Raw genomic sequence first — 9,491 nt, forward strand, 5'->3', positions numbered from 1 at the left:
TATATTGCCGAGGAGAACTCGAATTCACTCATCTTTCTAAATGCTGTTTTCTCACTTTTTCAGCAAGCCCTATTTAGCGGCAATATTTCTGAATTTTTATCCTATGATAGCCTAGTTTTAGGAGACTTAGAATATTTATTGCACCAACATTTTCAGCGCTTGTCAGACTCCGAAAAACAAGTAATGTCCTGGTTGGCAAATCAAATCAAAGCAGTCGAAATATCCAAAAAACCAGCCCTTCTGGAATTATCCCCTTCAGAATTCCTCAAAGCCGTCGAATCCTTGAGACGGAGGTTATTAATCGAAAAAGTCCAAAAGGGCGATCGCACCCTCTTCACAGTCCAACCAGCGATCGCAGAATACATAAAAACCAACATCAAATAACTTCAAAACCTCCAACTATAAAAACTATCGCCCTTCTACATAAAAGAGTGATAGCCTGTTTTTTGGGGAAGTGATCTCGCTTTAAATCAATATTCAAGCAAACAGCAAGTTTTCTACTAGAGTTTTAGGTTTTGGGATAGATTTACCATCTACCTGATATTCTTCAACTAAAAGCTCTAATACCTCTATTGCATTTTGCAAAGCTTCTTCGTAGGTATCTCCATGAGTGTGGAACTGCTGAGATGGAAAATCAGGTAAGTGAACGAGGTAGCAGTTATCTTCATCCGACCATTGAATAACAATTATATAAGGTAATTTCATGATTCAGGTTCCTCTTCTTCAATTGCTTTCAATATTCCAATTTTTCGATTTACTTCTCTCTCTAAATACAGTTTCGCATCATCGCCATCATTTCCAGCAAGGGTAATTGGTTCATGATAGTAGTAAAGGATGAACCCATCTTGTAGGGCTGCCTTTTGCCGAACGATAAGTAAACCCAGCTTTTAGCAGCAGGCTTTTGAGTTCTCGAATCTTTTTGGGCATAAGCAGACATTAAAATTGTGGCAAGGTGACGGAAATACTTTAATCATATTCCAGAAAGTAGGGTTTGTCCAAACGGACCCTACTACATGAATTTGAATTAGTTTCAGCATCAATCCGCGTTCATCAGCCGTTAGAAAATAAAAACATTCAACTTTCAGCAAAACCCCAATCCAAAAACTCCAATTTAGCCTAAAATTAAAAATACTGACTAGCCAACAATGCCCTATGTTTGAAGCCCTCGCCGATCGACTCGAATCCACCTGGAAAAAACTGCGCGGACAGAATAAAATCTCCGAGTCCAATATCCAAGACGCCCTCAAAGAAGTCCGCCGCGCCCTCCTGGAAGCCGATGTCAACCTCCAAGTCGTCAAAAACTTCATCGGAGAGGTAGCGGCAAAAGCACAAGGCGCAGAAGTCGTCTCAGGCGTCCGTCCCGACCAACAATTCATCAAAATCGTCCACGACGAACTCGTCCGCGTCATGGGGGAAACCAACGTACCCCTCGCCACCGCCGACTCCGGGCCCACAGTTATCCTGATGGCCGGTTTGCAAGGAACCGGGAAAACCACAGCTACCGCTAAACTAGCGCTGCACCTCCGCAAACAAAATCGTACCGCACTGCTAGTCGCAACCGACATTTATCGACCAGCCGCGATCGACCAATTGCTGACCCTGGGCAAACAAATCGACGTACCCGTATTTGAATTAGGCAAAGACATTGACCCCGTAGAAATTGCCCGCCAAGGCATCGAACACGGCAAACAAATCGGCATTGATACCATCATCGTCGATACAGCAGGCCGCCTGCAAATTGACCAAGACATGATGGCAGAATTGGCCCGTATCAAACAAACAGTAGAACCCCACGAAACGCTGTTAGTTGTTGATGCCATGACCGGCCAAGAAGCAGCAAATTTAACCCGCACCTTTCACGAACAAATCGGCATTACCGGCGCAATCTTAACCAAATTAGACGGTGATAGTCGCGGCGGTGCAGCCTTATCCGTGCGACAAATATCCGGCGCGCCGATTAAATTTGTCGGCGTCGGCGAAAAAGTGGAAGCCTTGCAACCATTTTATCCCGATCGCATGGCATCGAGAATACTCGGCATGGGCGATGTCTTAACGCTAGTAGAAAGAGCGCAAGAAGAATTTGACATCGCCGACGCCGAGAAAATGCAAGAGAAAATGCTCACGGCAAAGTTTGACTTTACCGACTTTCTCAAGCAAACCAGACTGTTAAAAAATATGGGTTCCCTCGGCGGCATCATGAAAATGATTCCGGGGATGAACAAACTCTCAGATGAACAAATGCGGCAGGGAGAAGTGCAGCTAAAACGCACCGAAGCCATGATTAATTCGATGACAGTTGAAGAACGCCGCAACCCCGAACTTTTAGCAAGTTCTCCATCCCGCCGCCGCCGCATTGGCAAAGGCGCCGGCTACGCTGAAAACGACGTAACTAAGCTGGTGAGCGATTTTCAGAAAATGCGTACTATGATGCAGCAAATGAGTCAAGGCAACTTCGCGGGCATGGGAGGATTGCCGGGAATGCCCGGAATGGGTGGCCCCGGAATGCAGCCCGGTTCCCGCGGCTATATGGGTGCCCAGCAGAAGAAGAAAAAGAAAAAAGATAAGCCAAAAAAAGGTTTCGGACAGTTGTAAAAAGTGGGGGCTGGTTTCACTAAATAATGGGCTACCACCGATAATCTCGTAAACCAGCCCCCACCCACCCCGATATTCCTTTATTAGTATTGGTGGAAGATGTAATAACTATTAAACTTTAACTCTTTTCTTGTTGCCAGTTTATAAGTAAAAAAGCCTGTAATTAAATATGGTACAAACAATTACTCAATCAGAAACCATATCTATAGAATTGCCAAACGCGATCGGGCTTCTTGTCAGTAGCGAGCAATTCGAGGCCCTAGCATTGGCAAATCCCGACTTGAGATTAGAGAGAACCGCACAAGGAGAATTAATCGTGAATCCACCCACCGGAGGAGAATCAGGCCAGAGAAACCTTAGTATCAGTACGCAACTCGGCAACTGGTGCGAAGCACACGAGGATTTAGGAGAAGGTTTTGACTCTTCTACTGGATTCATTCTCCCCAATGGTGCTCGCCGTTCTCCCGACGCTTCCTGGGTGAGTCGAACTCGCTGGGAGGCACTAACTCCAAAACAGCGCCAAGGCTTTGTTCCCCTGTGTCCAGACTTTGTAGTAGAATTGCGTGAAGCGAAGCTATCCCGTAGGGAATCGGCATCAGACAGTCTCTCCACCCTTCAAACTAAGATGCGGGAATACATCGACAACGGCGCAAGATTGGGCTGGTTGATTGACCCGCAAAATTGGCAGGTAGAGATTTATCGACAACAAGTAGAAGTAGAAATATTAATCAATCCTGCTGAGTTATCCGGGGAAGACGTATTACCAGGATTTGTGTTGAATTTAAGGCGAGTGTGGCGTTAGATAGGTTTTGATACCAAATCCGCACAATCCCAGATTCCGCACCCCCCAACGGACAGCATACACTGCAAGAGTGCGACTCGAAGTCGATCGTCCGAGACAATAGTGAATCAAAATATCGGAAATTCTGTGTTACTGAGCATAAACCCGTTAGGAATTCCTAAAAATTAACGTTCGGGCATGAGGTAAATTTTATTAATTCATAAAATATCAAAATCCCACCCAAACTAACTCTTGATTTCCAGCAGAATTGAGTTCGCATGATGAGAGTAGACTTTTGGGCCTTTCCCACAAGAGATTCATAAAATTTATTGCGGCCAAACTAGATGGGAGGCCAGCTTACTAGCCCTACTTTTAAGCCTAATAGTTCGGTTGCCTTGAAGCTGTCTACAGGCTGAGAAAATAAATATCCTTGCCCCAACTCACACCCCAACTCTCGCAGTTTCTGTAGCTGTGTTGGCGTTTCTATGCCTTCTGCCACGATATCCATACCTCGGCTGCGAGCCAGCGTCACAATTGTCTGGATAATTTCTACGCCACTGTTGTTTGCCCCAATGCGGCTGACAAAAGAGCGGTCAATCTTTAAGGTATCAATGGGAAACTCGTGTAAGCGGCTTAAAGAAGAGTAACCGGTGCCAAAGTCATCGATACACAACTGAATGCCTAGAGCTTTTAGCTGCTTCAACATCTTTTCTTCCCTGGATACTGTTTCTAAAATGCAACTTTCAGTAATCTCTAGTTTTAGACAGTAACTGGGAATGCCAGTCTGCTGCAAAATGTCCTCAATTCGATTGAGTAGGTTTACTTGCTTGAGCTGCACGCCGGAAAGATTGACATTAATCGCCAAGGGAGGTGTTTGGGGAAACTGTTGCTGCCAAATACTGATCTGGTGACAAGCTTCCTGCAAAACCCACCACCCTAGTTCATTGATCAAACCAGTTTCTTCAGCCACAGGGATAAACTCGGCAGGCGGGTAGATAATGCCAGATGCGTGATGCCAGCGCACCAAAGCTTCAAAGCCATTCAGTTGCCCCGTAGAAAGGGAGACAATGGGCTGGTAGTGAACGCAAAATTCTTGTAGTGCGATCGCCCTTCTCAAGTCGTTTTCCAACTGCAAGCGCGCCATCGCAACAGTTTGCATCGCTGGATCGAAAATTTCGTAACGCCCTCTGCCTTGAGTTTTAGCATAATACATGGCGATATCGGCATCTCTGAGCACGTCTTCTGGGCGATCGTAACCCATTGCGCTAACGATAATTCCAATGCTGATCTCGGTAAATACTTCATAATCATTCAAATTAAACGGCTGCCTTAATTGATTTTGGATGCGTTCAGCCACCCTGTTTGGTTCATCAATATCTTGAATATCTTCCAGCAAAATCACAAATTCATCTCCTCCAAACCGGGCAACTGCATCTGTATGACGTAAACAAACTTGCAGTTGACGAGCAACGCTTTTTAGTAATTGATCCCCAACCAAATGTCCCAGGCTATCATTGACGACTTTAAAGCGATCGAGGTCAATAAATAGCACTGCATATAGATAATCTTCACGTCTGTACGAAAAGTCGATCGCCTGTTGCAGCCGATTCATAAACCAAGCGCGGTTAGGCAAAGCCGTTAGCGCATCGTGAAAAGCATCATGTCCTAATTTTTCTTCCCTTTGCAACAACTGAACTTGAGCCTCTTGAAGCTCGTTGACGGCTTGTCTAAGTTCAGCCGTTTGAGAAGCCACCCGTTGCTCTAACTCAGAAGTGAGTTTCTGCAAAGCCGCTTCCGCCTCTCTTCGCGCTTCAATTTCTTCTTTCAGAAGCACATTTTGCTCTTCCAGCGTCTTGGTCAAATTTCGCAGTCTCAGGTGTAGTTGCACGCGGGCTAAGACTTCTTCTTGCTGAAAGGGTTTAGTGATATAATCTACTGCCCCCATTGACAGACCTTTAACCTTATCCACGCGATCGGTAAGAGCTGTCATAAAAATCACAGGAATATCTTTTGTTGCCACCGATGCTTTTAAGCGGTAGCAGGTTTCAAACCCATCTATCCCCGGCATCATCACATCTAACAATATGATATTTGGCGAAACTTCTTGTAACTTATCAATAGCACTTTCCCCATCCTTAGCCACTAAAACCTTGAAGCCTGACTCCTTCAAAAAATCGAACAGAAGTTTTAGGTTATTCGGGCTATCATCAACAATCAAAATTACATTATCGTTTGATTTCAACATTTTATTCTCCAAAATGTGTTTTTACAAAGGCTAGTAGTTCTTTCTCTTCAAAATTTTTGGCAAATTGCAACAACTTATTAGCAAACAGATGATAGTTGCCGTTTATTTGCTTGAGTCTATTAGCTTCCTGCTCAACCACTTCAATATCGCCGATTCGAGCTGCATTAAACAGCGTTACAAGCTCTGTTGATGGCGGGATCGTAAGCTCACCACTTTGAACATTTAATAAATTAGTGAAACCTTCCCGCTGTTCGTTCTCTAAATCAGCAGGTTGCTCGTAAATCCATTCTATTTGCAAGTAAATCTTTAATAATTCCAGCAATTCGTCTACTTCGATAGGCTTTGACAGAAACTCGTTACAACCTGCTTCGTGGCTATTTTGGCGATCGAAGTTAAACACGCTGGCGCTGGATGCTATCAATATGACATCTTTAAACTCTGGTGATTGTCGCAAGCGTCGCGACATTTCAAATCCATCCATTACTGGCATCACTAAGTCTGTAATAATCAGATCGGGGTTAAACTCAGCAGCTTTAGCTAAACCCTCTGTTCCATTACAAGCTTCCATGATTTGAAAACCTAGTGGTTCTAAAATATTTCTCAGAAAAGAGCGATTTTCTAATCGATCGTCTACTAGCAGAATTTTATTTTTATTTCCTTTAAATCCAGTTAAATTCATTGAAAAATTGCTCGAAGTGGGCTCAATATATTCAGATGATTTAGTCAACTCTAAATCTAGAGAAAAAATGCTGCCTTGACCTAGTATACTCTCGACTTTTATTTCGCCTCCCATCATTTCAACAATTTTCTGTGCGATGGCTAATCCTAACCCAGTGCCTTCTGCCTTCTGTTGGCTATTTCCAACTTGTTCAAACGGTAAAAATATTTTTTCTAACTGTTCGGGTGCCATTCCCACCCCAGTATCTTGGATATGGAAACGAATTTTAGTAAGTGAGGATTGGTCAGAGTCTTCCCCGTTACCTATTACGCCTACCTTGAAAATAACACCTCCTTTTTGTGTAAATTTAATAGCATTGCCCAAAAGGTTAATCAAAACTTGGCGCAGTCGTTTTTCATCAGCATTAACAGCGTTAGGAAGTTGATTTAATACTTGATAATTAAAGGTAATTTCTTTTTGTTCAGCTCGGATGCGACACATTTCCACAACTCCCATCAGAAAAAAAGGAAAATTAAAAGCTGAACTGTAAAGTTCCATTTTACTGGCTTCAATTTTAGAAATATCTAAAATATCGTTAATCAGGGTGAGTAAGTGCGAACCACATTGGTGAATAATTTGGATAGCATCTTTTTGTTTAGGAGTGGTAGTTTTATCGCGTTCCATAATTTGAGCGTATCCTAGAATTCCGTTCAGGGGGGTGCGAAGTTCATGGCTCATGTTCGCGAGGAATTCGCTCTTGGCATGATTAGCCGTATCAGCAGCAACTTTTGCCTCTTTTAGCTCACTTGTCCGTTCTTCTACTCGATTTTCTAGCTCTAAGTTGGTCTTTTCTAAAGCCGCAAAAGACTCGCGCAATTGCCGTGCCATTTGGTTAAAAGATTGAGCCAGACTTCCCAGTTCATCGATGCTATTGACATCTACTTTTTGGTCTAATTCACCGCTAGCGATCGCTTTACTCGCTTGACTTAACCGAAAAATCGGATGGGTAATCCACCGGGAAGCAAGGATTCCTAACAACGTCGCTAGCACGAGCGCTAAAACGCAGAGTAAGATAGTGCTGCGGGTATTGGCATTAATTTGCTCCATAAAGTCGGCTTCTGGAACGACAACAACAATCAGCCAATCAAGACCTCGACCATCTTGGAATGGAGATACTTGCACGAATTCCCGCTGACCATCTAGGATGAAGTCTAGTTGCTGGTTGCTATCAATTTTGGTGAAGTTACCAAAGCGTTCTATTAAATGTTGCGCTGTACCCTTGATCAAAGGTACGCTGCTTTCAATCGCTTGTAATCTTTGCGTTTTTTTGATATTTTTGGTTTTAATAAATGGCTGTTCGGTGGTGGATGAAGCTACTAGCAAGCCAGAGCGTTCTATGATGAAAGTCTTTCCCGATTTACCAATTTTTAAAGTGTGGAGAAAATCGCTGATTTTTGAGAGAAAGAGATCGGTACTTACAACTCCTCTAAAAGTACCATTTTTATCGTAAACAGGTTGGCTAGCGGAGATTCCTAGGCTAGGTTGAATATAATATTGATAAATTTTATTCCATTGGGGTTTCCCTGCAACTTTTGCGGCTTTATACCAGGGTCGAATGCGGGGATCGTAGTCTGGGTAGGTTTCCTTAAACTGAGTCGAGTTACCCTCTCTATCTGCCCTGATGATCGTATTAATAAAATTAGTAGATCGATCAGTTATTTCAATAACAACGCTGCCATCATCCTTATATCCAGCACCCGCATATTCTTTTCTTTCCCCTCCAAAACTGATGTAACTAACGGTGGAAAATTGCTTGAGTTGCCAGAAGAAGTAACTTCTCATCGAACCCATATTGTCTGGATTCCATAATCCAAAGCGGCCAATGGCATCGACGCTGATGGCATTGATCAAATGGGGCGTTTCCAAGTAAGTGTTTAATTGTTGATTGATGCGGGCGACTACCTCCGTTCGTAATTGGCTAGTAACGTTGTTGACGGCTGTTTTGCCGTTGCGTAGCGAGAGCCAACCTGTCAGTCCCACAGCGGCAAAGATTTGCAGGACAAATGGTACGACTAAGACGAGGCGCAGGGGGATTTTTTGAGAGCTTTTTGCCAGTTCATTCTCACTTGCGGTTAGTGTCATGGCGGAGTCATTTTAGTATTTGGATTGTTTCAATAACAACAGTCGCTCACCCTTGGTCATTTAAAGTCAGCTCTAGGAAAATTATTGATTCCGTCTCTCTTGAACGCCAATTGGTTTAATGATATCTTATGGTTGAATAACCGGGCTGAAATGAGCTGCTAAGACTGATACAGTTTGCAAATTTATGAAAGAAAACAGCTCCCCCATTTGAGACGGAATCTCCATAAATGTCAAATGTGCTATATTTTGCTTGGGGTTGTAGTGTGAGCCTACCTGCCCATTTCATGGATATTGAGTACACCTTCATTCACTTGTAGGTCTTGACCTCAATACTAATTGATCTAAGCATACAATTATAGTCAGGACTTACGAACTATAGGGCCTGAAACCCAGCTTTCCCGTGATGCCCTGAAAAAAAGGGGGCACTTGAAAGCCATCTTGGAAGGAGGTTTTGGAGGTTCTATGCGTAAGTCCTAAGCTTACGCTAAATTGCGCTTTTTTTGCAACGGGATCTCTGGCCCGTCCCACAAGGGTTCTCAAATAGAGGAAATGGCAACCTAGATGCACAATAGCTTAATAGTCGATCGTCCACAGTGCCTCAATCAACCCTCAACTCAAAACTTTGACGCAGTGACAAGCAGGTTAAAAGCAAAGCTGCGTCAAGGTTTTGAGTTAATTGACCAAGCGAAAATATTTTTGCGGGCGTGAGTCAATAAAAGAGAGTGGCGAGAGCCCTTGAATCAGGTTCAAGGCGAGCTTGGACGATCTTATGAGTCAATAAGCCTGTCAATAATCCCGTATCTTTTTTGACGTTCAGGGGCTTTAATGCTTTTAGCATCAAAGTTCCAGAGGCGTTGTCACCCCGTCAAGTATTTTAACTTATTACTGTCTCGGACGATCGGCTTCGATCCGCTCTTGCAGTGTATGCTGCCCGTGGGGAGGTGCGGAATGTCGGTTAATTATTCACAATCAAACTGGGTTGTAGTAAGGAACTTTAGTCCAATGGCACTGAAAAAGGCTTAATCACGCCCGCAGTTTAGCTTTCAAGACAGAGCGAGGTTCCTGCATTCGAG

The 9,491-nt window shown here is 43.6% G+C and carries 6 protein-coding genes and 1 pseudogene; 4 read left to right on the forward strand and 3 right to left on the reverse strand.

The window, feature by feature from the left end:
- A pseudogene (locus QUA70_RS27050) lies at positions 1 to 384 on the forward strand (ATPase); the annotation flags it as partial.
- Between the two features lie 93 nt (positions 385 to 477).
- Here the strand turns inward: QUA70_RS27050 and QUA70_RS27055 are convergent.
- Positions 478 to 705 carry a type II toxin-antitoxin system HicB family antitoxin gene (locus QUA70_RS27055; RefSeq protein ID WP_333329738.1) on the reverse strand — a complete coding sequence of 76 codons (228 nt, stop codon included), beginning with the start codon at positions 703 to 705 and terminating at the stop codon, positions 478 to 480.
- A gap of 447 nt (positions 706 to 1,152) precedes the next feature.
- Between QUA70_RS27055 and ffh the strand changes: the two genes are divergently transcribed.
- Both ffh and QUA70_RS27070 read left to right on the forward strand, forming a co-directional pair.
- Entirely contained in the window at positions 1,153 to 2,592 is a 1,440-nt protein-coding gene (gene ffh, locus QUA70_RS27065; RefSeq protein ID WP_333350894.1) for a signal recognition particle protein, read from the forward strand.
- Between the two features lie 169 nt (positions 2,593 to 2,761).
- On the forward strand, positions 2,762 to 3,394 hold the full coding sequence (locus QUA70_RS27070) for a Uma2 family endonuclease (protein WP_333350895.1): 633 nt from the start codon (positions 2,762 to 2,764) through the stop codon (positions 3,392 to 3,394).
- A gap of 319 nt (positions 3,395 to 3,713) precedes the next feature.
- On the opposite strand, the gene QUA70_RS27075 is transcribed toward QUA70_RS27070, so the two are convergent.
- Both QUA70_RS27075 and QUA70_RS27080 read right to left on the reverse strand, forming a co-directional pair.
- Entirely contained in the window at positions 3,714 to 5,618 is a 1,905-nt protein-coding gene (locus QUA70_RS27075; protein ID WP_333329746.1) for an EAL domain-containing protein, read from the reverse strand.
- 1 nt (position 5,619) lies between these two features.
- A complete protein-coding gene (locus QUA70_RS27080; protein WP_333350896.1) occupies positions 5,620 to 8,418 on the reverse strand; it encodes an ATP-binding protein in 2,799 nt (932 codons plus the stop codon).
- Between the two features lie 561 nt (positions 8,419 to 8,979).
- On the opposite strand from QUA70_RS27080, the gene QUA70_RS27085 reads away from it, so the two are divergent.
- Positions 8,980 to 9,126 carry a hypothetical protein gene (locus QUA70_RS27085; RefSeq protein WP_333350897.1) on the forward strand — a complete coding sequence of 49 codons (147 nt, stop codon included), beginning with the start codon at positions 8,980 to 8,982 and terminating at the stop codon, positions 9,124 to 9,126.
- The last annotated feature ends 365 nt before the right edge of the window (positions 9,127 to 9,491 follow it).

The sequence above is a fragment of the Microcoleus sp. LAD1_D5 genome (assembly GCF_036702115.1).
GTDB lineage: Bacteria > Cyanobacteriota > Cyanobacteriia > Cyanobacteriales > Microcoleaceae > Microcoleus.

What these genes read in the sequence shown, in the direction of transcription:
- QUA70_RS27055 (WP_333329738.1), bottom strand. Translation starts at nt 705, where the DNA reads ATGAAATTACCTTATATAATTGTTATTCAATGGTCGGATGAAGATAAC.
- ffh (WP_333350894.1), top strand. Translation starts at nt 1,153, where the DNA reads ATGTTTGAAGCCCTCGCCGATCGACTCGAATCCACCTGGAAAAAACTG.
- QUA70_RS27070 (WP_333350895.1), top strand. Translation starts at nt 2,762, where the DNA reads ATGGTACAAACAATTACTCAATCAGAAACCATATCTATAGAATTGCCA.
- QUA70_RS27075 (WP_333329746.1), bottom strand. Translation starts at nt 5,618, where the DNA reads ATGTTGAAATCAAACGATAATGTAATTTTGATTGTTGATGATAGCCCG.
- QUA70_RS27080 (WP_333350896.1), bottom strand. Translation starts at nt 8,418, where the DNA reads ATGACACTAACCGCAAGTGAGAATGAACTGGCAAAAAGCTCTCAAAAA.
- QUA70_RS27085 (WP_333350897.1), top strand. Translation starts at nt 8,980, where the DNA reads ATGCACAATAGCTTAATAGTCGATCGTCCACAGTGCCTCAATCAACCC.